Here is a 23,319-nt window from a genome sequence, read left to right on the forward strand (position 1 = left end):
GATTTTGTATGGAGCAACTTTATCACCGCCATATTTTGTTATTTTTATTTTAACAAATTAAAACGATGAAAGAACAAATATTATAAATAATTAAAAAGGCTGTCGAGGGTTTCTCGACAGCCTGACCCTCCTGAGATCAGGAGGGTTTTTCTGTTCTTACCTTGATTGCCAATATCATCGATATGATCAAAAATACTGCAGTAAAACTGACGACACCGATCCATCCGTAACGGGACCAGAAAATGCCCCCGGCCGATCCTCCAATACTTGATCCCATATAATACGCAAACAAATAGAGAGAAGAGGCCTGAGCTATATCATGGGTTGCCCGGCTGCTGACCGAACCGCTCGCTACTGAATGGGCACCAAAAAATCCAAAGGTGAAAATAATGATACCCAGGATCTTGAAGACCAGATGGACTGGAACCGTTAAAGCCACTCCTGCCATCATTAGCAGCGTTCCCCAAATAATAAACCGGGACCTGCCATATCGATCTGCCAGCTTTCCGAACCACGCGGAGCTAAAGGTTCCTACCAAATACACCAGAAACAGCCACCCGATGATCGTCATACTTAAATTATACGGAGGGTCAGCCAATTTAAACCCAAGGTAATTAAAGATGGTTACAAAGCTTCCCATCAAGAAAAAAGCGATTAAAAATAACGACACCAATACAGGGTTTTTTACATGCGAGACCAGTGAGCCAAACAGGCTTTTCAAATTCAACGGCTGCGGCTCAAAATGTCTGGAAGGAGGAAGTGCCCATATGAAATATAACCCTGCCAAGAGGCTGACCGCTCCCAAAAACACCATCCCCGTCTGCCAGGAAAACAAGTCCGACATCGTTCCCATAATGACCCTGCCGGCCAATCCTCCTACCGTGTTGCCGCTAATATAAAGTCCCATCGCTACCCCAACGCTGTTCCCCTCAATTTCCTCTCCAAGATAGGCCATGGCAATTGAAGGGATGCCGGCAAAGGCGAACCCCTGGATCACACGGGACACCAACAAAAATTCAAAGGTGGGGGAAAAAGCGATCGCCACAGTCAATAAGGATGTAATAATCACGCAGAATGACATGATGTTCTTTCTTCCCCATGCTTCCGAAAGGGACCCGAATAAGAGCAATCCGAACGAGAGGGAGAGAGTTGTCAATGACAGGGACAGACTCGCCATTGTCGGGCTGACATCATATTCCTTTGTGAAAAGAGGCATTATGGGCTGCGTACTGTATAAGTTAGCAAATGTAATAAAAGCTGCTGCGAATAGCGCAAGGTTTGCTTTTTTAAAAGACGGCGTCCCCTGCTGAATATACGAATGTCTAAGAACCTTTTTTTCTTTACTCATCATGTACATCAGATTCCCATTCCAATGAATGTAAAAACTGGCAAATATCTTCATTTACCTGTTTCCGCTCGTTCCCCATGGTGATCATATGACCGGAATTTTCATACCACTTCAGCTGTTTATTGTCGGAGCTTGCATAACGGAAAATAAGATCGGCGCTTTCCCGATATACTGGCTGGTCCAGGCAGCCTTGCAGCACCAGGATGGGAGCGGTGATATCGGTTAATTTTGTTCCCGCCTGCAAAATGCATTTCCGGAGATCTTGCAAGGACGGCATTGCTATCTGCTTAAGTTCCTGGAAATCCTTCTTGAACTCCTCATCGTTTTTTCCTTCCAGTTTTTTTACTCTTTTTGCATACTCTAGCACCCGTTCAAACAATTCATCTGTTTTTCTATCCAGAACCGGAGCGGACATGGTGATCACAGCCTTCACTTTCTTGGCGGCAGCTAAATGCAAAGCAAACATTCCGCCCATGGAAATCCCGGCCACAGCGATCTCTTCATACCCTTTTGAAATTAAATATTCGTATCCGGTCACCGCATCTTTCCACCATTCTTGTGGACTTGTTTTTATCAATTCTCCGACACCTGCCCCGTGCCCTTGATATAATGGAGCATGGCACGTGTAGCCATTGACCTGCAGATGCCTTCCCAACATCCTTACATCATTCGTATTGCTAGTAAAGCCGTGGAGCAATAGAACAGCTCTATTTGTACTCTTATATGTAAAAGACTCAGGTGACACAACTATCATTTTCATCCTCCAATGTTAATCCTCTATAAACAGCATACACAAGCACATGTTATAAATATAATATATAATTTATATTAACACATCAGAAATTTTTATAGGCGGTGAGAGATTAATGAATATCCATGCGCTCCGTTTATATACTAAAGTCGCTGAATATCAAAGTGTCTCCAAGGCAGCAGAAGTACTGAGAATCAGTCAGCCTGCCGTCACAATGCAGGTGCGGAATCTCGAAAAAGAGTTTGGTTTTTCTTTAATTAAATCAAAAGGAAGAGGAATCGTTTTAACTCCCGAGGGGGAGTTTGTCTATCAACAAGCACAAAGGTTATTCGATCTGGAAAAAGACATCGAAAGCAAGATCTCCCAAGTAAGAAATTCAGGAGAAGGGCACCTAACGATTTCCGCATCCCATATCCCCACCAACTTTTTGCTGCCGGAATGGCTGAGCCAATATAAAGCATTGTATCCAACACGGAAAGTGCAAGTGAAAACCGAAAATACCCAGCAGGTCATCGAGCAGCTGCTTCATTATCAAGCGGACGTGGCATTCGTTATCGAAGAAAATGAGCATCATCCAGATATGAACTATCAACATCTGATGAATCTGGAGTTTTGTTTTATTGTACCTATCGGCCACAGGCTTGCCGGGCAAACTGTTTCATTTGAGGAATTAATGGAAGAGCCCTTTATATTAAGGGAAGAAGGGAGCTCTACAAAAGACCTATTGATGGCATTATGTAAAATTCACAAAACCCCATCGCCGAAAATCGGTTTGGAGCTATATGGAATGACAGAATCCATTCGCACCGTTGCTTCAGGTTTTGGGGTAATGCTGGCACCGGTGATTGCCTTGGAGAGCTACTTTCAGCAAAAACAAGTTGCCCGCGTGAATGTTGAAGGAGTGGAGATCAAGCGTCCGGTCTATGCTTGCACGAGGAAAAATGACAAAGAAGTTCTTCCCCATGCAAAGGCGTTCTTGGAAATAGTCAGAAGAAAAGGCCTTTCTAACGACAGAAAGGCCTTTGACCCAACAATTGATTAAACAAACTCTATGCCTTCATTAATCAGTATGGATGATTTAATCTTGTAATTGGAATGACAAAACAGAGCCGAAAGATGCTGCAAACTTCCTATCTTATACAGCTTCTACGGAGTGTGAGGATCTCCGACAACCACTTGAACCTTCTCCGGCCATTACTTCATCAAGGTGATCCTATAAAAAGTGCCGAATAAGCACACATGAAAGGGATGGCGTATCGCTTGCGAATGAAAGGTTTGCTTCTTTTAACCACTTGGGTTGTTCATAGGGAAAAGATCTTCCTTTTCCATTGAAAAAGGTCTTTCACCAACACAATGACTGTGAAAGACCTTTGAGATCTATGCACCCACTCTTGCTTTATCAGAAATATTCTTTGCAGCTTGGACAACTTTTTCAATGTCCCCTTCTTTTATGCTTCTATTTGTAACCAGACGGACTCGCGATGGACCTTCCGGGTTTGCGAGAACATCATGCTTGTTTAATTGCTGAATAAACTCATTGGACGTCATCCCCAGTTCCTCAACTGAAAACATAATAATGTTTGTTTCTACTCCCTCAGCATTGACAGCGATCCCCTCAATTTGCGCCAGGCCTTCAGCAAGCGACCTTGCATGAAGGTGATCCTCTTTCAAACGATCCACCATTTCTTCCAGTGCCACAATACCGGCGGCTGCCACAACTCCTGCTTGGCGAAGCCCCCCGCCAAGCATTTTGCGCCATTTTCTGGACTCATCGATAAATTTTTTAGAACCTGCCAAAATAGATCCCATGGGAGCACTTAACCCTTTAGACAGGCAAAACTGGACTGAATCTACATATTTTGTAATTTCCTTAACATCGACCCCTAGGCCGACGGCTGCATTAAATAGTCTGGCGCCATCCAAATGGACAGGAATTTGATAGTTCCGGGAAACTTCGTACACCTTTTTCATATAGGGCAGGGGCAAAATCAGCCCGCCCGAATCGGCATGAGTATTTTCCAGGCAAATGAGAGCAGTTTGGGGACAGTGAATATCGTCTTCACGAATCGCAGCCACGATTTCATGAACAGGCATTTGCCCGTTGACCTCTTGAATGGTTCTCGGCTGTACACCTGCAATCGCAGCAAGACCTCCCGTTTCATAATAAAAGATATGGGATTTGGCTCCCAAAATCACTTCATCGCCCCGTGCAGTATGGGATAAAACCGCAACTTGATTTCCCTGTGTTCCGCTTGTAACAAATAGCGCCGCCTCTTTCCCCACCATCTCCGCGGCAAGCTGCTCCAGTCGATTAATCGTTGGGTCTTCTCCGTAAACGTCATCTCCCACCACTGCGTTGCGCATCGCATCCCGCATCTTTTCTGTCGGTTGGGTGACCGTGTCACTTCGTAAATCTATCGGCATTTGTCGTACTCCTTTCAATCAAACATTCTATTATGAATGATAGTAGCAAAAATTCCTTATGCAGGAAACTATCCTCTTCAGAAAAATCGAAAGTGTGTAATGTAGTTTCCGGTATTCCCTGCAAAAACTATGAAATTAAAATTGTGATTTTTTGGAAAAGATGTCTTACAGAAAACGGAAAGTTTTCTTTGGGTCTTCCTCCTTACAAAAGAAAAACTCAAACATAAAGGTATGAGTCCAGTAAAATTACCAAACTCATACCTGAATAAACAGCCTTGATTCCACTTATTGTTGTAGCAGCCACTCCTGGAATCTCTGGTTGACTTCATCAAAGTTTTCAGCCCAATATTCTTCGTTGACTAACACTTGTTTATCCGCAAGTTCAGGTGATTGGCCGAGTCGATTTTGGACTTCTTCCGGCAATAGTTTAACCGCTTCCTCATTAACAGGAGAATAATCAATAGATTTGGAGAACTCCGCCTGAACCTCTGCTTTTGTTGCAAAGTTAATAAATTCCATGGCCAAGTCCTTGTTTTTGGCTCCTTTTGGCACTGCCCAAGATTCACTGTTCAATAAAGCTTGATTATAGTCAAGGTCTACTGGAGCACCTTCATTCTTTGCAGTCGTAATCCTTCCATTCCATGCCGTAGACACTGTGACAGTACCACTGGATAATAATTCAACTGGCTGTGCTCCCGCATCCCACCATACAATTTCAGTTTTCTCCTTTAATTTTTCCAGACTCTTAAAAGCACGGTCAATATCAAGCGGATATAGTTCTTCCGGTTTTACGCCATCAGCCAGCAGGGCAACTTCCATGGCTTCATATGGCATTTTCCATAACCCGCGCGCACCCGGATATTTATCTACATCCCAAAAATCAGCCCATGTTGCAGGATGGTCATCTTCTGAAAACTGTTCAGTGCTGTATGCAATAGCCGTTGAATACATTTCTGCTCCTACATAGTATTCCTTTGCCAATTCAGGTTTCACATTTTCCTTGTTGACAATGTCATAGTCAATCGGTTCAAAGAGATCCTGATCCATTGCTTGTGCTCCCCACAAATTTCCAATATTTACGACATCCCAGGTAACATTTCCACCCTCTACCATCGCTTTAAACTTTCCATAGTCTGTCGGGGATTCAACTTGAATTTTAACTCCAAATTCTTCTTCAAAAGGTTCAAAAATAGATTTCTGTCTAGCTTCAGTAATAGCTCCTCCCCAGTCAACAACTACTAGGGTGTCGTTTGAAGAACTTTCTCCACCGGATTCGCTTGCTCCACCGCCACATGCTGATAAAATGAGAGTTATTGCCAGAAATAAACCAAAAATGTACCCTTTTCTACGCATAGGTTTCTCCCCTTTAAACTTTTTTTATTAATGGATATTTAGTAACCTAAGCCAACTGGATCTTTCTGTTACCACAAAAAAATTTAATCTCCTGCCAATAACCTGTATCTTCAGAAAATTTATATTGAGATTATATCAATTGAGCGGAAATCAGAGGCATTACAAATGGTTAAAAAAACAACTCAAAACTTTAACTCAATGTCCATATGGGTAAGTACTACTGATACAAAAGGGTATAGGCACACGGCCTTATTGTCTTCTTAAGCTCGCTTCGAAGGAATTTAACCATCGTTCTCCCTAATTAAATTTAACCATCGCATGTTTAATATTGGTATATTCCTCAAGGGAATAGATGGATTGGTCGTTGCCGTATCCTGAAAGTTTTGACCCGCCGTGCGGCATTTCACTCACAATTGTTAAATGGGTATTGGTCCATACAGCGCCAAATTCCAATTGCTTAGTCATGTCCATTGCACGGTCAATATTTTTTGTCCAAACAGAAGCTGCTAAAGCATAGTTACAATCGTTTGCCATTTCAATGGCTTCCTTGTCATCTGAAAATGGGATAACCGTAACAACAGGGCCAAAGACTTCCTCCTGAACAATTTCGTCAGATTGCTTAACCCCTGTTATAATTGTCGGTTTATAGTAAAATCCGCGTTGATTGATTTTTTCTCCTCCTGTTAAAACTTGAACACCGGGATTTTTCTTTGCACGTTCAACAAATCCATGGACTCTGTCGCGATGTGCTTTTGATACCAACGGGCCCATTTCTACTCCTGGTTCCATAGGATCTCCTACTTTAATGTTCCTGACGGTTGTAACGAGTTCTTCTAGAAATTGATCGTATATTTTCTCTGACACATACACCCGTGCAGCAGCTGTACAATCTTGTCCACTATTATAAAAACCTCCGGTTTTGATTCCTGCAGCTGCTTTAGAAATATCAGCGTCATCAAAAATAAGGACTGGAGCTTTACCGCCAAGCTCTAAGTGTACCTTCTTTAACGTTTGAGCTGCCTCGCGGGCGACTGACATACCTGCTCGAACACTCCCTGTCAGTGAAATCATATGGACCTTTTGATGTGCGGACAGGGCAGCTCCCGCAACTTCCCCATAACCTGTAATAACATTTAATACACCCGGAGGTAAGATCCCTTCGCTTATTTCGGCCAATAAAAGCGTAGTTAACGGTGTAAGCTCAGAGGGTTTCAGTACTACTGTGTTACCGGCTGCCAGCGCGGGGCCAATCTTCCATCCAGCCATTGCAAGCGGGTAATTCCAGGGCGTAATGGAAGCTACAACACCAACAGGCTCACGTCTAATCATGCTTGTATGGTTTTCAAGATATTCTCCTGTACTCAACCCTTGAAGGTTTCTGGCTGCTCCTGCATAAAAACGAAGGATATCAATAAAACCTTGGACATCACTTTTTGCGGCAGCAATAGGTTTACCGACGTTTTGTGACTCGAGCAGAGCAAAGCGATCAATGTTTTCTTCCACTGCATCTGCTAATGTTAATAATATTAAGCTTCTTTCTTTCGGAGTTGTATTCTTCCATGTTTTAAATGCATTACCTGCAGCCTCTACGGCCTTGTCCACATCAGCCTCACCGCAAAGAGAAATTTCGGCCATTACTTCTTCTGCAGCCGGGTTTATTACTTTACCGTATTCACTTCCTATGCTCTCCGTCCATTTCCCATCAATGTAAACTTTGTATTTCTTCCCTGTTTGGATCGTCATTTTCTTCACCCTTTATATTGGTTGATTGCCTTTCTTTCAAAATTAAGATATTACCAGTTTGAAAGACTAATCATTAACCTATTTTCACAATGGTTCGGAGTCCTTTTCCCTTTTTCATTCTCTCAAAAGCTTCATTTAATTCTTCTAACCCCACCACATGAGAGATCATTGAATCTACATCTAATTTTTTCATCATATATAGGTCAATTAACTTTGGGAAGTCTATATCCGGTTTTGCTGAACCATAATTACAGCCAATTAATTTTTTTTCACGATCTGACATTTCGAACGGATCAATAGATATCTTTTGTCCGGATGCAGCTTGACCAACAATTACCGCTGTACCGCCTGTCCGAATCGCCTCATAGGCTATTTCAATTGTTTTAACATTGCCTATCGCTTCAAATGAATAATCTACTCCCACGCCATCGGTCATCCTCATGACTTCCTCAATCAAGTCATTCTTTCCTGAATGAATGGTATGAGTAGCTCCAAACTCCACTGCTTTCTTAAGCTTCTCTTCATTCAAATCAGCTGCAATGATTTTACTTGCAGAAGTAAGAGCGGCCCCTTGAACGATGGAAAGTCCTACTCCTCCACAGCCGACAACAAGAACAGACGAACCGGGCTCTACTTTTGCTGTATTGATCACAGAACCGACCCCGGTCATTACACTGCACCCAATGAGACAGGCTTTGTCCAGCGGCATATCATCCCGTATTTTAATTGCTCCAGATTCAGGGACAATTGCATATTCAGCAAAAGATCCTACCCGGAACTCCGGATAAACCGGTTTTCCATGTAATGACCTACGGGTCTCTGTTTTTGTTTCATATGATTCACATAAGTGGGGCCTACCTGATATACAGTGGAAACATTTTTTGCAACTTGGAATCCAAGATAAAATAACGTGATCCCCAACCTTTAATCCTTTAACATTTTCCCCGACTTGTTCAATGGTGCCTGCCCCTTCATGCCCGAGAATCATCGGTTTTGGATATTCCCAGTCCCCTGTTAAAACACGGTAGTCACTGTGACAAACTCCACTGTAATGAATTTTTACAAGTACTTCATCAGGACCTGGTCCTTGAATATCCACATCCTCCACTGTGAGCGGAATACCTGGTCCATAAAATACAGCGGCTTTCATAGACGCTCCCCCTTATTGGCCCATCTTTTTTTATACATTTTTGAATTTTCCGTATGTATACGTTTACATAATACCAAATACACATTTACTCTGTCAATAATCCTTTAGAAATTAAGTATCTGATAAATCCTAAACTCTATTAAAAAGTTAAGATAAGCAGCTGACATAGTTGGAGTTCGCTAAATGTGAATTAATATTTTAAAATTATTGACAATTTATATGTAAGCGCTTTAAGATGATTCTATGTATTCATTTTATTTTTTATTCTCTGTATACAACAAATGGTGAATTTCGGAATGGTTTAATTAATATGTTTAAAATATGGAGGGATTTCTATGGCAAACGTTAGATCTCAATATTATCATTCAAAAAGTTATTGGCTGGAGACAGCTGAAGATCCTTTATTACCCCGTCCGCCACTTAATGACTCCATTACAACTGATGTAGCAATACTTGGTGCTGGCTTTACCGGGTTGTGGACTGCCTACTATTTATTGGAAAGCAATCCATCGTTATCGATCACAATTTTAGAGAAAGAAATCTCCGGTTTCGGGGCATCCGGAAGAAATGGCGGATGGTGTTCTCCAAAGTTTTCTATCAGTCCAGGCGTTGCTATCGAGCGATATGGCGAAGCTGCGGCACGCGAATTATTGCAAGCGATGTCTGACTCTGTTACTGAAGTAGAGCATATCATTCAAAAAGAAAACATAAATGCTGACTGGGAAAAAGGGGGATCATTGCAAATCGCATTGGGCAATTATGGAATACCGGCACTTGAAAAGACATTTTCAGTATATAAAAGGTTGGGGTTAGAAAATGAAATCGAGTTATTAAGCAAAGATGAAACAGATAAACGAATTCGTATTGCAGGTGCAAAAGGAAGCGTATTCACTAAAAATTCAGGTGTTTTAAACCCGGGAAAACTTGTCAGGCATTTAGCCCAAATTTTGGAGCAGCGCGGGGTGAACATCTTTGAACAGACGGAAGTTGTCCAAGTGAAGAAAGGAAATAGTGTACGTTCGCCCGAACTCGTTACAGCGAACGGTACGGTTAAGGCAAATGTGGCAGTAGTTTTAGCTGGAGAGGCCTATTTAAGCCAACTACAAAACTTTCGCCGCCAATTAATTCCAATGTATTCATTAATCACTTTAACTGAACCTTTAACTGAAGAACAATGGAAATCGATTGGATGGGAAGGCCGTGAAACTGTAGGATCCACTCGCCTTTCTGTAGATTATTTACAAAGGACAGCGGATGGCAGAATTCTTTTCGGCGGCAGGGGCCAGCCTTATCGTTATGCATCCAAAATTAAAGATGAATTTGATTTCCACAGACCTACTCATGAATCGTTACAACAAATGGTTCAAAGATGGTTTCCATCCATTTCAAATATTAAATTTACTCATTCTTGGGGAGGACCGTTAGGGATTACACGTGATTGGACACCAAATTTTATATATGATCAGCAGACAAGAATTGCAGGGGCATGGGGGTATGCCGGACAGGGAGTTTCAACTACAAATCTGGCCGGAAGGGTGTTAAGTCAGTTAATTAACGAACAGAAAGGTTCCCTTACAGAATTACCAATGGTCCAGCATACATCAAGGAAATGGGAGCCTGAGCCATTACGGTGGATCGGGGCACGATTTGTACAATCCAGCCTCGAAAGAGTAGATAAAAAATCAGAAGAGATGGATATTCCTCCCAAAGGCAATACTTTGGGAGAACGTTTGAATCGACACTAAAAAGCTTTTAATGCAAGAGCCTCTTTACTAGATGTGGATATCCAATTCCATAGGCAGCACCGAGATATCCACATCTAAAGATGTTTATTGCAGTTTTCACTTGAGGATCATATGGGTTGTTTTTTATATGGCTTAAAAATCTTATGAAATTCAACGATATTTTCATTCTTGTTTCTATTTAGATGATCTTTGATACTTTTAATATGCTGATCGAACAACTGCAGCGCTTCTTCTTCATTTCTCCTTTGTATTGCTCTCACAATCTCTCTATGCTCTTCAGGAGAACGCGGGCTCTCTTTATTTGCAGTTTCATGAAAAACCAAATAAATATTTGTTATATTAATAAGTTCTTGGCTATACTCAATCATTACATGATTTTTTGTAAGTTTTATCAAGTTCTGGTGAAACTCCGAACAAACTCTTAATCCGTCTGCATAATTACCGCTTCTGAACAATTTTTCCTCTTCATAAGTTAATTCTTCCAAAGCCTTCAATTGCTTATCGGCAGCTTCACGGCATGCAATCTTAATAGCTTCTTTTTCCATCAGCGTTCTTAATTGAAAAACATTTTCTATTTCTTGAAAGGTTGGCTGATTAATATATGCCCCTTTGCGGGGAATAATTTGAAGGATTTTTTCGTGCTGCATTCTTTTTAAAACTGAACGAATAGGGGTTCTGCTCACTTTAAAGGCCTCTGAGAGCAATTCTTCATTCAGTTGCGTATTTAAGGGAATTTGCCTGTTGAAAATCGCTTTTTTTAACTCACTATATACATACTCTTCTAAAGACAATTTTTTGCTCAAATATCTTCCCTCCCACTTATTTACTATCCACTGCTAAAATGCTCAGTTGTTTCCTAAATAAATAGCCTTAGCCCAAGAATAGAGCTAAAGCCATTTAGATACACTTCAATGCCTTTCCTATAGAAACTGCCTTCAAAGAAAAGGTTATGAAACACTTGGACTGTCCCATCCCTTCAGTCCTCGCCATTTAAAGTTCCTTACGCCCTTATACAGAATTCTTTTGATAAAACCTTGTTGGCGACAGATGACCTATATCAAATGATGTGTTTCCATCAAGCACCAAGTCTGCAGCAATCTTTCCAATAGCGGATGACATTTTGAAACCATGTCCTGAAAATCCGCCCAGGAGAATTATGCAGCCATCTTCATCAATACTGCCAACAAATGAATGCTCATCATTTGTAAAACCATCCATATAAACGCCTGTCCTTACTGGATCCGGATAAAGGTCCGGAAGATATTTCTGTACTGTTTCACGCAAATGTTTTAGATCCTCAGGCATCATTGTACGTTCTAATTCATCCGGATGCTGCAAAGTTCCAAAATCGTGATAAACAGCAGCCTTCACCATACTTCCCTCAAAAGTCGGTGTGCCATAAAATTTATCTTCTCCTGATTCCCTAATATAGACGGGGAAGTTATCCTGCTGAAACTTCTTAATATCCTTTGCCGCAAACCACCCCATGACTAAACGTTTAGCATGTATCTGACGTTTGGGATTCGGCATGAATACGCTTGTCCATGGGCCTGTTGCAATCACCACTTTTTTAAAATGATATTCTTTTCCATTAGCCATGACTTGTATTGTATTCCCGGTATTCTTAATGCTCTCAACCCGACAATGGCTATATACCTTTGCTCCCAGCTTCTCTGCCTGTTTAACGGCAGAAACAACTGCCAGTTCAGGCCTCAAGCCTCCTGCCAGCTTATCTAAAACCATAATCTCACCAGGAAGAGGACGATGTTGCGGATATCGTTTTTTCCATTGCTGCTCATCAAGTACCTCATGTTCCAAATCAAAGTTTTTAGCGCTCTTTAAAACATTGGCCATAAAGGGGGTATCGGGTTCCCCTATCATCAAGGCACCTGTTAAATGGAGCAGTGTATTTCCTGATTCCCGTTCAAGTTCTCTCCACAATCTGTATGATTCCTTCAGGATCGGAACATACTCTGCTCCCTCGCCGTATGCCGTTCGAAAAATCCTTGATTCCCCGCCAGCAGCAGAATAGTCATGTCCGATTCCAAATTGTTCGAACCCTATTACAGATATACCTTTTTTGGCGATCCGCCATAAAGCCATGCTTCCCATAGAACCCAATCCAATTACACCAACATCTCCATCCATATGGTAATCCCTCCCTGTGTAAAGCAGCCCCCTCAGTGCAGGCTTGCTGCTTTACACAAATAAAATAGAAATCATTACCTCTTAACCGTCAATTATTGCTTCAGATGCCATTCTTGCAGCCTTTCACTTACTTCATCATAGTGTTCCGCCCAATATACAGGGTCCATAATCACTTGTGTCTTAGCTAACTCCGGGGACTGACCAAGCCTTTCCTGTACTTCTGCCGGTAATAATTCAATGGCTTTTTGGTTTACAGGCGAATAGTCAATTGTTTCAGAGAAAGCCGCCTGAACTTCCGCGGAAGTAGCAAAGTTAATAAATTCCATTGCAAGTTCCTTGTTCTTGCTTCCTTTAGGAATCGCCCAGGATTCGCTTGCCAAAGTTGCCTGATTATAATGAAGATCTACTGGTACGTTATCTTTCTTGGCCTCAGTAATACGGCCATTCCAAGCTGTGGAAACCGTAACGGTACCACTGGAAAGGAGTTCCACAGGCTGTGCTCCGGCATCCCACCATACAATTTCCGTTTTGGCTGCCAGTTTGTCCAAACTTTTAAATGCCCGGTCAATATCCAGTGGATAAAGGTCTTCAGGTTTTACCCCATCCGCAAGCAATGCAATTTCCAAAGTTTCATATGCGGAATTGTAAAGGCCTCTTGCCCCAGGAAATTTATCCACATTCCAAAAATCTTCCCACGTTTTAGGATGTTGATCTTCAGAAAACGCCTCTGTACTGTAGGCAATCACCGACGAATACATTTCAGCTCCGACGGAATATTCATTAGCCATTTCCGGCAGGATGTGTTCTTTGTCCACAATCTTATAATCAATTGGCTCTACAAGCCCCTGTTTTCCTGCCTGTTCTGCCCAAAATGTATCAACATTTACCACATCCCAATTTACATTTCCGCCTTCAACCATTGCCTTAAATTTCCCATAATCGGTAGGTGATTCTACTTCAATATTAACACCGAATTTTTCTTCAAAGGGTTTAAAAATAGTATCTTTTCTCGCCTCTGTTACAGCCCCGCCCCAGTCTACCACGACCAATGTCTCCTTTGGATCTTCCCCGGGACCGGCACTTTCAGATCCTCCGCCCCCACAAGCTGCAGTTAATAAAGCCATAGTTGTCAGAATTCCTGTTAAAGTAACTTTTCTAAACACTTGACTCGCTCCTTAGAGTTTCTATTGAGTTTTTGCTTTATCCGCCCGCTGGGAAAGCCATCCCTGAAGAATGTAAATAATGACTATACTAATGATTAAAATGGAGGAAATGGCCGCAATGGTTGGATTTACTTGAGTTCGCAGATCTTCCCACATCTTAACAGGCAAAGTTTTTGTTGTGGGACCTGCCAGAAAAATGGTAACCACCAATTCATCAAACGAAATAAGAAAAGCAAACAAAGCACTTGAAAAGAGTGCGGGCCGAATAAAAGGCACGGTTATTTTGAAAAATGCTTCCAGTGGAGTCGATCCCAATCCCATGGCTGCCAGCTCTAAGTTTCGGTCCATCCCTTTCAGACTTGCCAGGACAGTGACAAAAACAATCGGAATAGACAAGATAGAGTGCGAAAGAACCATACCTGTGATTGTACCTGTCATTTGCAACGGTGCAAAAAAACGGTAAAGTGCAATACCGACGATGATAACAGGGATAATCATGGGGGCTACCATAAGTGCCATAAAAAACTGTTTGCCCGGAAAGTCCAATCTCATGACAGCATTAGCTGCAATGGTTCCAATAACCACAGCTAAAATCGTAGTAAAAAAAGAGATTTGCAAACTGCGGAAAAGACTTTCCATCCAAGAAGGATCATTAAAAAATGCCTGATACCACTTCCCGGAAAATCCGGGAGGGGGGAATTGAAAATAGGATACCGATGTAAAAGACATCACAAAGATTATCAGAATCGGTGCCGTCAAAGCCGCGAGGATCAGAGCAACAATGCCTTTTAACCACATAATTACGTCACATCCTTTAATACAGCATGATTCCGCAGAGACAAGAAAGCCAAACCTAAGATAATAATAGTTACAACAAATAATACAAGTGATAATGCCGAAGCCAAATGCCAGTTCAGCGTTTTGTTAATATAGTTCTCGATAACCATGGATATCATCATTTCACCCGAACCACCGAGCAATGCCGGGGTAACAAAAAAGCCCAGACTCATGACGAAAACGAGAAGCGACCCTGCCAAAATTCCCGGAAGTGACAGTGGTAAATTAATCTGTAAAAACGCAGTAAACGGACGTGCTCCCAGCCCCTCCGCCGCTTGATATAATCGTTGGTCAATCCCTTTCATAACGGAATACAGGCTGAAAAACATGAATGGATACAGGACGTGGACCATTCCGATTACGACTCCTGTAGTCGTATACAATAGTTTGATAGGTTCATCAATAATTCCTAGTGCCATCAGAGCCTGGTTAATAGCTCCACGGTCTTGGAGCATGACTATCCAGGAAAATGTACGGACAAGCAGACTAATCCAAAAAGGAATCATAGCTAAAGCAATAATAATACTTTTCCATGTATTGGATTGAATTCTGATTAATAGATAAGCAATTGGATAAGAAATCAGCAAAGTAATTACTGTCACTATGAAGGAGATTTTTAACGTAATCCAGATTACATCCAAATATACTTTGTTCAAAAAAATATGTTTTAAATATTCAAGAGTAAAACCGCTGTTGTCAGTAACTCCAAGCTTAAACAGTCCAATCATCGGATAGAGGAGCAAAGTAAAGACATAAATGATCGGTATGACAACAAGCAGCCACTTTAAACCTGGAATCTTTGTAAAAATACCGGGGGTCGGTACACTGTAACCCGGAAGGGGTTGTTTTTCTTGTTTAATTTCCATCATTCACATCACATCCTTTGTTTTGGGTAAATTTATGTTGAAGATGAGGCCATTTGTAATTCAGCGCTCTCAGTGGCAGCCGGCTCATCTGCTATAATGGTTGCGTCTTGCGGATTCCAGCCTATAGTCAAATCCTCCCCTACGGTAATAGCATGCGACAGTAATGACGGAACTTTTATTTTTAATTCTTGTCCTTCTTTTGTCCGCACTATGACAATTAATGCCTCTCCTACATAAATGACAGACAGCACTTTGGTCTGGAGTTTGTTTTTTAAATGCTTGCCGGTTTCTTCGAGCTGAATGTTTTCTGGTCTGAGCGCTATCAGGAACGAATCGGTTTCCAACGACTGGCCCCTGGTGTGAATGGTCGCCACTTGGCCATTTGACAGCTGGAAATTGGCATATCCGGCCTCTTCTTTTATTAATACAGCTTTCAACAAATTGATTTCACCGATGAACTCCGCAACAAATCTATTTTTAGGATATTTGTATAAGTTCTCAGGTGTATCAATCTGTTCGATTCCCCCTTGATTCATAACGCAAATTCGATCGGACATTGTTAAAGCTTCTTCTTGATCATGCGTTACAGAAATAGTGGTGATGCCCAATCTTTCTTGAATTCCTTTAATTTCAATTTGCATGCGTTGACGCAAATTTTTATCCAATGCACTTAAGGGCTCATCCAGCAAAAGCAGCGGCGGACTGAAAACAATTGCCCTGGCAAGTGCAACACGCTGTTGCTGGCCTCCACTCATTTGGTTAGGATAATGATGAGCGTATTGTTCCAAATGAACAATTTTCAGTACTTCTTCTACCTTTTGTTTAACTTCCTGTTTTTTTACTTTACGCCGTTTCAGTGGATAAGCAATATTTTCAAATACCGTCATGTGTGGAAAAAGGGCATAGTTTTGAAATACCATTCCGATATTGCGTTCATAAGGCTTTTTAGCTGAGATATTCTCGTTTTCCAGCATAATGGTCCCTGAACTGATTTCCTCAAATCCCGCTATCAATTTTAGCAGCGTCGTTTTTCCCGAACCGCTGGGACCCAAGATTGTAAAAAACTCCCCTTGTTCTACAGTTAAATTCGCATTGTCGACCGCTTTAAACTTCTTATAAAACTTTGTAACATTTTCTACCTTTAAATTGCTTGCCACAGATTTAACCTCCCTTGGTCATTTTAAATATCTCAATAAATTTTTAATAACAATTGTTAAAACGCTTACATTTAAATGTGAAAATATTCGCAAATAAAATTTGTATTATACTAATGTATACATAATATTATAAATAGATTATAATTTCAATAAATTTATACCATTTACACTCCTTAAAAGTACACATAGTTATTTTTAAAGAAAAAACAGCCAATTCATTAGAAGAGACTGTTTTTAAAATATCTTTACCTTTGAGCTTTTTATAATAAGATTTTAAAAAACCGTTAGATAACAAAAAGGTAAAAAAGGAGTTGCGACATCCCTTTCGCCTGTAGGTTTTGTTTTTTCGGTGCTTTTTACCTATCCAGCGTAGATAATTTTCCTGCTTTAGTCGTTTGTTATTACTGCTTTTATGTCAGTAATCTCCCCCCCATTAAGGGGTGTTAAATCCATTGGACATGCAGAAAGACCGATAATTAAATCTTTGTGAGCCTTTAGAATAACGTAATCTCCTGCCTTGGACTTTGGCTCTAAAATTGAGCCAAATGTTCCTTCCTCGTTAAGTGGTGTGTTCTGAAAAAGGTTTAAGGGGCCTGGAACATGAGAATACTTTAATCCATACACCTCAAACGCCTCCACAAAGTTTTCCCTGCAATTCCTGTGTTTTTTTACACCAAAACCATATAGATACCTTTCACGATCGCAACAAGGATAAATTGTATCATGAACACCTACAGTATCCTCTATAATTTCCAGTACAGGGTCTTTAAAATTGCTATATAAACAGTCTCCTTTAGTTACATGGATCTTGCCTAACATTACCCTAGTTTGTGCTGTAGACAAATACTCATCAAAATTATTTGGATTAAATGCAATTAAATCCGCAACTTGCTTCCCTTCCAGGTCAATAACAGTTATACACTCTCCTTTAGTAACCTGAAATGCTCTTCCGTAACCTCCAGGAACTAAAACTTCGCGTCCAGGCATTGCCATGCCCCCCTACATTTTTTTATATCTAACTTTGGCAACCTTGATTTAACATCATGTCTTGAAAGGTTTCTACAATAATATAGTAGACATCTTTTACTTACAGTGGAGATCCCTTATATGAACAATTGTTAATCGCATAAGAATTGTCAGGATTAAGCAAAATTGTTGTATAATGACTTTCTCTAGTTGCTTAATAACCAATTGTTAAATTTTTCGTTGACCTCTTCGAAATTCTCTGCCCAATATTCAATATTTACAGTAATTTGATTCTCTGCGTCTTTTGAGGAACGCCCTATATTTTCTTTCAATTCTTCCGGTAGTAGATCTAATGCCTTTTCATTAGGTGGTGCATAATCAATAAGCTTAGAGTATTCTGCCTGCTGTTCTGGCAGTGAGACAAAAGCAATAAATTTCTGTGCCAACTCTTTATTAGGAGCACCTTTTGGAATAATCCATGAATCTGCCATTGCAAGTGCTTCGTTAAATTCATTTGCAATATGTGCTCCACCTGATTGTGCAGCAGAAATGCGTCCGTTCCATGCAGCAGCAAGAACTACCTCTTTTGTCGCGAGTGATTGAGGAGGTTGGGCACCGGCATCCCACCATATTGTTACTTCACTTTTAATTTTATCCAAGCTTTTAAAAGCCCGTTCCAGGTCTAGTGGGTATAATTCATCAGGTGAAACACCATCAGCAAGTAATGCGATCTCTAATGTTCCCATGGGACTTTTATGCAGAGAGCGAGCACCTGGGAATTTTTCCGTATCCCAAAACTCCTTCCATGTTTTTGGATGGTTATCCTCATCAAAAACGTCTGTATTGTAGGCTATATTTGTAAAGTATAGTTCATTGCCGATCGAAGAAGTTGTTACAAGTTCCGACATAAAACCCGATTGATCAATTATGTCATAGTCTAGGTCTTCAAGGAGGCCCTCACGTTCTAAACGCAGTGCAATATCACTGTCAGCTACCACGGCATCCCATTCAACATTTCCACCTTCTACCATTGCTTTTAGTTTTCCAACATCAGTAGGAGAAACAATTGTAACCTTAACATCATTCTCTTTCTCAAATGGCTCATATTTTGATTTCTGCTGGGCCTCAGACATAGCCCCTCCGTAATCAACTACAACTAGTTCCTTTGAGGAAGTTCCGGATTGATTAGTAGTGGCATTATCACTACATGCAGTCAAAAAAAGGAATATTAAAAAAAACGAAACACTTAATACTCTCCTCATTTTGGTACCCTCCAAATAGTCCATTAGTATAATGGGTTCAGTACGACATGTTTTGTCCCTCGGCAATCGTGTTTAAATCTTTACATGTCTCGTATGACTTAAATCAATCCCCTTGCATAACAACTGTTTAATAAATACTATCCTTCATAAGATACATAGTTCACATTATTCCGACATTTTTTTAAAAAAACCTTAAGATTAGGATCTGTGTCCAAAAATTAAAATAGAATCGCTATGAGAAACAACATACTAAAAACATCACGGTTTATGAATGTTGCTTTATTTTTTTATTACAGGCGACCAGCGAAATGAATTCAAAGCATACATTTGCAGCGGCAAGACTGGTAATCTTCGAAAGATCCCGATCAGGAAGAACCTCTACTACATCGTAACCTTTTATATTCAAGCCTTTCAATGACCGAATATATTGTTGTGCTTCAAAAGTGCTAAATCCACCTATCTCGGGAGTACCTGTGCCTGGAGCATAAGCAGGATCTAAGAAGTCAATATCAAAAGTAACAAAGGCAGGGCTATCGCCTACTCTTTCTTTAATTATTTTTCCCAGTATATTTGAATCTATTTCTCTGAGAGCTTCTGTAGTAATTACTTTATATCCTAGATTTTCAGCATCCGCAATATCACCTGGTCCATATAGACTCCCCCTCATTCCAATCTGAATAGATTTAAATGGGTCTACGATATTCTCCTCTACCGCACGTCTAAACATAGTTCCATGAGTATATTTCTTTCCGAAATAAGAGTCCCATGTGTCTCCATGAGAATCAAATTGTACCAGACTTATTTTCCCATACCTCTTAGCCATTGCTCTTAAATGAGGTAACGATACTGAATGGTCACCGCCAATTAAAATAGGTATTATATCATGATGTAGTAGCGCTTCTAATTGAGTTTCAATTTGTTGATAGGACTCTTCAATATACCCTGGATTTACAGCAAAATCACCATAATCAATGCCAGAACAATGCTCAAAGATATCAATTTTCAAACCCGGGTTATATGGTCTGATTAAAGACGACATGGACCGTACTGCTTCGGGTGCAAATCTAGTACCAACTGCAAAACTCCCCCCAGTATCAAATGGGACGCCAACAATAGCAAAATCAACTTCTTTTTCTTGAGTTTCATGTGGAAGCCTCATAAATGTCTTAATCCCACTAAATCTTGGAAAGACCTGAGAATCAATTGGTGAGTACTTTTTATTCTTAATCATAACCTGCCTCCTTCATTAAATATACTTATTTGAAATGCAAGTTTTGTTCCAATTCATAACCCCTTCAATAGGACACTTATATATAAAATGTAATCATTTTTGATTATTACTTCTCCAGCGCAATCCACCCACTTTAAAATAACTTTGCAAAAATTTATATTAAAATCATATATACAATGCTTTTATCTTTATAAAATTTTTGAGTTGATAAAATAATTTATATATTTTAATTATATTTAATACATAGCCAATTCAAACTATAGTATAATCAAAATTAACTACCTTATACAGAAAGGGTGTTCACAATTGGACTCCATTCTCTTAAAAGGAATAATTAATTATTCCTTTGACGAAATTTTTATTATAGACCATAAGGGAGTTGTTTTGGACGTCAGCCCTGCCTCTACGGATTTATATGGAGTGGACTCTCAGGATATCATTGGACAGACAGTATATGACCTTGAAGAACAAGGGATATTGAATCCTTCTGTCTCAAAAATTGTATTAAAAACCAAATCTATTGAAAATAGGATTCAGTATACAAAAACAAATAAATAAGTGCTAGTTGCAGCATATCCAATTTTTGATGAACAAGGGACTCTTGTAAATGTATTAAGCTTTTCAAGAGACATTACAGAATTAGAGATCCTTAAAGAAAAGAATAAGCAAGTAGCCAAAACTATTTCCTTATATGAAAAAGAGTTAGACAACTTAAAAAAACAAAAGGGAGTATATGATGACCATCAAGCAAAGTTAATGAAATTAGTTGAAAAGGTCTCTAACTTAGATGTAACTCTCCTTATTCGAGGAGAAACTGGTGTGGGCAAAACGAGGTTCGCACGGGTAGTACACGAAAGGTCATTTCGCAAAAATATGCCATTCATTGAGGTGAATTGTGGAGCCATTCCTGAAACCCTTTTAGAATCTGAATTGTTTGGGTATGCAGAAGGTGCCTTTACAGGAGCAAAAAAAGGAGGTAAAAAAGGTTACTTTGAACTTGCTGATAACGGTACTATTCTACTGGATGAAATCTCTGAACTTCCATATCGTTTACAGGTCAAATTATTATCTGTATTGCAAAACCGAAAGATATCTCGTTTAGGCAGTGATAAGGAAGTGTATGTGGATTGCCGGATTATTTGTGCAACCAACAGAAACCTTGAGGATTTGGTAGCGAAAGGACAATTTCGTGAAGATCTGTTTTTTCGTATCAATGTAATAAACATTGATATACCACCCCTAAGGGAGAGAAAGAACGAAATAAAAGTACTTATTGATGAATTCACGGAGGAGTTTAAACTAAAGCATGGATTAAATAAGACTTTTTCTGAGGAAATGAAAGTATGGATGAGCCAGCAAAAATGGCCTGGAAACATTAGAGAACTACGAAATTATATCGAGAAGACAATGATTTTATCAAATAGTCATATTATTACCTTGGCAGACAGAAATTTCAATGACGCAAAAAAACAAAAACAGGAATTGACACTTAGTGAATACATGAAAGCAATAGAAAGTGATTATATTACCAAGATGTATAAGAAATATCCCAGCAGTATTAAACTCGGAAGAGCTTTAGGTATTAGTCAGACAACAGCAAACCGAAAAATCAAACAATATGTTCAACCTGACTAATCCAAAAAAACCGCAACCATTCGAATCAATGAATAATGTAATCTGTTTAGCAAAAATAGTTTAAGAAAAAACAGTCCATCCTATTATTTAGAAAAGACTGTTTTTTAAATAACATTTACTTCATCTTACAGTACTGCTTCTTTTTGCAGCCCCGGTACTCTTGCGTGCGGCCGTCCACCGGTTGTCACCGCCAAAGCAACAAGAATCTCATCCTCAAAAGGCGCATCTGGGACCATGACGGTAATTGTATCAGCATGGGTTACAACCCACTCGGAGTCCTTATAGTGAACCGGCACGTCAATTGATGTTCCAGGCGCACCTATTTTTCCGGTCGAAGGGATGACCGCCCGCGCTTTGTCTGCTCCTCCGATAGCACTTCTAAATGGAGCACCAATCTTCGGATGGATAATCGCATGTCCATGTTCTATTTCACCTTTTAGACCCACGATAACTGCTTTTCCATAACTTTCAACTTCGGAGCCATCGCTGATGCCCAATCCCTTCAGAGCATTGGCTGAAAGCAGCTCTCCCAAGGGTTCCCCATAGTTTGACAGTATACTTAAATCTTCTTGATATCTGCCGGCAAAAGGATTCTTAATTACAGCAATAGCTACAGCCCTTTTAATGGGGGTTTCCAAAATACGTTCCCCTTCTGTCAGTACCTCATCCATCACAGTATACAGCTTTCTGATGTTAAGTTCTTCAGTCATTCAAGTTCCCTCCTATTTTTTATGATATGAGATCTTTCAATCTAAAATAATTGGTCGCCAAGCTTAAAATCAGTCCTCTTTGATTAAGGAAAGGGATTTCTTTAAGAGGCAATTTTTCCAAACTGCATTTTTCTCTATCCGAAGCTGCTATATTTTCAGCAATAATTTGCCCCATTAATGTTGAAAGTGAGACGCCGTGTCCACTGTATCCTAGTGCAAAGTGTGCGCCATCCTCTGTTTTTCCTACATGCGGGAACATACTTCTGGTTACCGCCAGCTTCCCGCCCCATTGATAATCGATTTTACTTTCCTTTAACTGAGGAAAGACATGAAGCATACATTTTCTTAGTTTTTCATATAAAGTGCCGTCTTGGGGACCTGCTATCCTGCTGCCAAATAACATCCGGTTATCTTTAGACAACCTAAAATAATAAAGTAAATTTTTAGTATCAAAAGCCCCACGTTTTTTGGGTATCAGCTTTTTGGCAATTGATTCGTCCAATGGTTCAGTGGCAATCATATTACTATTCATCGGTATGATAGACCTAACCAATTGTTTTGTAATTGAAGTTGTATATCCGTTTGTAGCAATTACTAATTCTTTGGCAACAACCTTACCGCTGGACGTGTGTATGTGAAATTTATTATTCTTCTTCTCAATTGAGATCACTTTTGAGTTTTCATAGATGACCCCTCCTTCCCTCTCCCGTATTGTCAAAACTTTTATATTAAATAGGCTATAGAATGTCTTTATAGCGGGCTTTATAAGCAAAAAAATTGCCACCCCCTGAATTCTAAGGATAATTGAAGTTACTACACACCCAAAAACC

Annotated in this window: 21 protein-coding genes; 4 read left to right on the plus strand and 17 right to left on the minus strand. The window is 40.1% G+C overall.

Annotated elements, in window-relative coordinates:
* Nucleotides 1-136: 136 nt before the first annotated feature.
* Nucleotides 137-1,351, minus strand: coding sequence for an MFS transporter (locus ACFSCZ_RS10530; protein ID WP_380773893.1), 1,215 nt, complete (start codon nucleotides 1,349-1,351; stop codon nucleotides 137-139).
* Nucleotides 1,341-2,102, minus strand: coding sequence for an alpha/beta hydrolase (locus tag ACFSCZ_RS10535; RefSeq protein ID WP_380773894.1), 762 nt, complete (start codon nucleotides 2,100-2,102; stop codon nucleotides 1,341-1,343). The genes ACFSCZ_RS10530 and ACFSCZ_RS10535 overlap by 11 nt, the downstream gene beginning before the upstream one ends.
* 112 nt (nucleotides 2,103-2,214) lie before the next feature.
* On the opposite strand from ACFSCZ_RS10535, the gene ACFSCZ_RS10540 reads away from it, so the two are divergent.
* Complete coding sequence (locus ACFSCZ_RS10540) at nucleotides 2,215-3,141, plus strand: LysR family transcriptional regulator (protein WP_380773895.1); 927 nt, start codon at nucleotides 2,215-2,217, stop codon at nucleotides 3,139-3,141.
* A gap of 335 nt (nucleotides 3,142-3,476) precedes the next feature.
* Here the strand turns inward: ACFSCZ_RS10540 and ltaE are convergent, their stop codons facing one another.
* From ltaE to ACFSCZ_RS10560, 4 genes are all read right to left on the minus strand, one after another.
* Nucleotides 3,477-4,523 carry a low-specificity L-threonine aldolase gene (gene ltaE / locus ACFSCZ_RS10545; RefSeq protein WP_380773896.1) on the minus strand — a complete coding sequence of 349 codons (1,047 nt, stop codon included), beginning with the start codon at nucleotides 4,521-4,523 and terminating at the stop codon, nucleotides 3,477-3,479.
* A gap of 285 nt (nucleotides 4,524-4,808) precedes the next feature.
* A complete protein-coding gene (locus tag ACFSCZ_RS10550; RefSeq protein WP_380773897.1) occupies nucleotides 4,809-5,876 on the minus strand; it encodes an ABC transporter substrate-binding protein in 1,068 nt (355 codons plus the stop codon).
* Nucleotides 5,877-6,173: 297 nt separating this feature from the next.
* Entirely contained in the window at nucleotides 6,174-7,619 is a 1,446-nt protein-coding gene (locus ACFSCZ_RS10555; RefSeq protein WP_380773898.1) for a gamma-aminobutyraldehyde dehydrogenase, read from the minus strand.
* 73 nt (nucleotides 7,620-7,692) lie between these two features.
* Nucleotides 7,693-8,769: a Zn-dependent alcohol dehydrogenase gene (locus tag ACFSCZ_RS10560; RefSeq protein ID WP_380773899.1), complete on the minus strand. Its 1,077-nt coding sequence runs from the start codon at nucleotides 8,767-8,769 to the stop codon at nucleotides 7,693-7,695.
* 335 nt (nucleotides 8,770-9,104) lie between these two features.
* Here ACFSCZ_RS10560 and ACFSCZ_RS10565 point away from each other — a divergent pair, with 335 nt between their 5' ends.
* Nucleotides 9,105-10,514 (plus strand): NAD(P)/FAD-dependent oxidoreductase, encoded by a 1,410-nt coding sequence (locus tag ACFSCZ_RS10565; protein WP_380773900.1) that lies wholly within the window; start codon nucleotides 9,105-9,107, stop codon nucleotides 10,512-10,514.
* Between the two features lie 107 nt (nucleotides 10,515-10,621).
* On the opposite strand, the gene ACFSCZ_RS10570 is transcribed toward ACFSCZ_RS10565, so the two are convergent.
* The 9 genes from ACFSCZ_RS10570 to speB all read right to left on the minus strand — a co-directional run bounded on the left by ACFSCZ_RS10570 (nucleotide 10,622) and on the right by speB (nucleotide 20,144).
* Nucleotides 10,622-11,317 (minus strand): GntR family transcriptional regulator, encoded by a 696-nt coding sequence (locus tag ACFSCZ_RS10570; RefSeq protein WP_380773901.1) that lies wholly within the window; start codon nucleotides 11,315-11,317, stop codon nucleotides 10,622-10,624.
* Nucleotides 11,318-11,522: 205 nt separating this feature from the next.
* A complete protein-coding gene (gene solA, locus ACFSCZ_RS10575) occupies nucleotides 11,523-12,662 on the minus strand; it encodes an N-methyl-L-tryptophan oxidase (protein WP_380773902.1) in 1,140 nt (379 codons plus the stop codon).
* 92 nt (nucleotides 12,663-12,754) lie between these two features.
* Nucleotides 12,755-13,825: an ABC transporter substrate-binding protein gene (locus ACFSCZ_RS10580; RefSeq protein WP_380773903.1), complete on the minus strand. Its 1,071-nt coding sequence runs from the start codon at nucleotides 13,823-13,825 to the stop codon at nucleotides 12,755-12,757.
* A 21-nt stretch (nucleotides 13,826-13,846) separates the two neighbouring features.
* The gene (locus ACFSCZ_RS10585; RefSeq protein ID WP_380773904.1) at nucleotides 13,847-14,623 is read right to left on the minus strand and encodes an ABC transporter permease; all 777 of its coding nucleotides are present in this window, start codon (nucleotides 14,621-14,623) and stop codon (nucleotides 13,847-13,849) included.
* 2 nt (nucleotides 14,624-14,625) lie between these two features.
* Entirely contained in the window at nucleotides 14,626-15,531 is a 906-nt protein-coding gene (locus ACFSCZ_RS10590; RefSeq protein ID WP_380773905.1) for an ABC transporter permease, read from the minus strand.
* Between the two features lie 29 nt (nucleotides 15,532-15,560).
* Nucleotides 15,561-16,685: an ABC transporter ATP-binding protein gene (locus ACFSCZ_RS10595; protein ID WP_380773906.1), complete on the minus strand. Its 1,125-nt coding sequence runs from the start codon at nucleotides 16,683-16,685 to the stop codon at nucleotides 15,561-15,563.
* 387 nt (nucleotides 16,686-17,072) lie between these two features.
* On the minus strand, nucleotides 17,073-17,672 hold the full coding sequence (locus tag ACFSCZ_RS10600) for a DUF1989 domain-containing protein (protein WP_380773907.1): 600 nt from the start codon (nucleotides 17,670-17,672) through the stop codon (nucleotides 17,073-17,075).
* A 185-nt stretch (nucleotides 17,673-17,857) separates the two neighbouring features.
* The gene (locus ACFSCZ_RS10605) at nucleotides 17,858-18,913 is read right to left on the minus strand and encodes an ABC transporter substrate-binding protein (protein ID WP_380773908.1); all 1,056 of its coding nucleotides are present in this window, start codon (nucleotides 18,911-18,913) and stop codon (nucleotides 17,858-17,860) included.
* A 265-nt stretch (nucleotides 18,914-19,178) separates the two neighbouring features.
* Entirely contained in the window at nucleotides 19,179-20,144 is a 966-nt protein-coding gene (gene speB / locus ACFSCZ_RS10610) for an agmatinase (protein ID WP_380773909.1), read from the minus strand.
* A gap of 306 nt (nucleotides 20,145-20,450) precedes the next feature.
* Here speB and ACFSCZ_RS10615 point away from each other — a divergent pair, with 306 nt between their 5' ends.
* Complete coding sequence (locus tag ACFSCZ_RS10615) at nucleotides 20,451-20,702, plus strand: PAS domain S-box protein (protein ID WP_380773910.1); 252 nt, start codon at nucleotides 20,451-20,453, stop codon at nucleotides 20,700-20,702.
* The gene (locus ACFSCZ_RS10620; RefSeq protein WP_380773911.1) at nucleotides 20,703-21,779 is read left to right on the plus strand and encodes a sigma-54 interaction domain-containing protein; all 1,077 of its coding nucleotides are present in this window, start codon (nucleotides 20,703-20,705) and stop codon (nucleotides 21,777-21,779) included.
* A gap of 125 nt (nucleotides 21,780-21,904) precedes the next feature.
* Here ACFSCZ_RS10620 and ACFSCZ_RS10625 read toward each other — a convergent pair whose 3' ends face one another.
* Both ACFSCZ_RS10625 and ACFSCZ_RS10630 read right to left on the minus strand, forming a co-directional pair.
* Complete coding sequence (locus tag ACFSCZ_RS10625) at nucleotides 21,905-22,489, minus strand: amino acid synthesis family protein (RefSeq protein WP_380773912.1); 585 nt, start codon at nucleotides 22,487-22,489, stop codon at nucleotides 21,905-21,907.
* A gap of 19 nt (nucleotides 22,490-22,508) precedes the next feature.
* Nucleotides 22,509-23,273, minus strand: a complete 765-nt coding sequence (locus ACFSCZ_RS10630; protein WP_380773913.1) for an NAD(P)/FAD-dependent oxidoreductase — start codon at nucleotides 23,271-23,273, stop codon at nucleotides 22,509-22,511.
* Between the last annotated feature and the right edge of the window lie 46 nt (nucleotides 23,274-23,319).

The sequence above is a fragment of the Siminovitchia sediminis genome (genome assembly GCF_042680885.1).
In the GTDB taxonomy this organism is placed as follows: Bacteria; Bacillota; Bacilli; order Bacillales; family Bacillaceae_C; genus Siminovitchia; species Siminovitchia sediminis.

Bases quoted from the DNA above. Each gene is read 5' to 3' on its own strand.
- solA (WP_380773902.1), bottom strand. From the start codon at position 12,662: ATGGATGGAGATGTTGGTGTAATTGGATTGGGTTCTATGGGAAGCATG.
- ACFSCZ_RS10530 (WP_380773893.1), bottom strand. From the start codon at position 1,351: ATGATGAGTAAAGAAAAAAAGGTTCTTAGACATTCGTATATTCAGCAG.
- ACFSCZ_RS10540 (WP_380773895.1), top strand. From the start codon at position 2,215: ATGAATATCCATGCGCTCCGTTTATATACTAAAGTCGCTGAATATCAA.
- ACFSCZ_RS10625 (WP_380773912.1), bottom strand. From the start codon at position 22,489: ATGACTGAAGAACTTAACATCAGAAAGCTGTATACTGTGATGGATGAG.
- ACFSCZ_RS10560 (WP_380773899.1), bottom strand. From the start codon at position 8,769: ATGAAAGCCGCTGTATTTTATGGACCAGGTATTCCGCTCACAGTGGAG.
- speB (WP_380773909.1), bottom strand. From the start codon at position 20,144: ATGATTAAGAATAAAAAGTACTCACCAATTGATTCTCAGGTCTTTCCA.
- ACFSCZ_RS10565 (WP_380773900.1), top strand. From the start codon at position 9,105: ATGGCAAACGTTAGATCTCAATATTATCATTCAAAAAGTTATTGGCTG.
- ACFSCZ_RS10535 (WP_380773894.1), bottom strand. From the start codon at position 2,102: ATGATAGTTGTGTCACCTGAGTCTTTTACATATAAGAGTACAAATAGA.
- ACFSCZ_RS10550 (WP_380773897.1), bottom strand. From the start codon at position 5,876: ATGCGTAGAAAAGGGTACATTTTTGGTTTATTTCTGGCAATAACTCTC.
- ACFSCZ_RS10555 (WP_380773898.1), bottom strand. From the start codon at position 7,619: ATGACGATCCAAACAGGGAAGAAATACAAAGTTTACATTGATGGGAAA.
- ltaE (WP_380773896.1), bottom strand. From the start codon at position 4,523: ATGCCGATAGATTTACGAAGTGACACGGTCACCCAACCGACAGAAAAG.
- ACFSCZ_RS10600 (WP_380773907.1), bottom strand. From the start codon at position 17,672: ATGCCTGGACGCGAAGTTTTAGTTCCTGGAGGTTACGGAAGAGCATTT.
- ACFSCZ_RS10590 (WP_380773905.1), bottom strand. From the start codon at position 15,531: ATGATGGAAATTAAACAAGAAAAACAACCCCTTCCGGGTTACAGTGTA.
- ACFSCZ_RS10605 (WP_380773908.1), bottom strand. From the start codon at position 18,913: ATGAGGAGAGTATTAAGTGTTTCGTTTTTTTTAATATTCCTTTTTTTG.
- ACFSCZ_RS10585 (WP_380773904.1), bottom strand. From the start codon at position 14,623: ATGTGGTTAAAAGGCATTGTTGCTCTGATCCTCGCGGCTTTGACGGCA.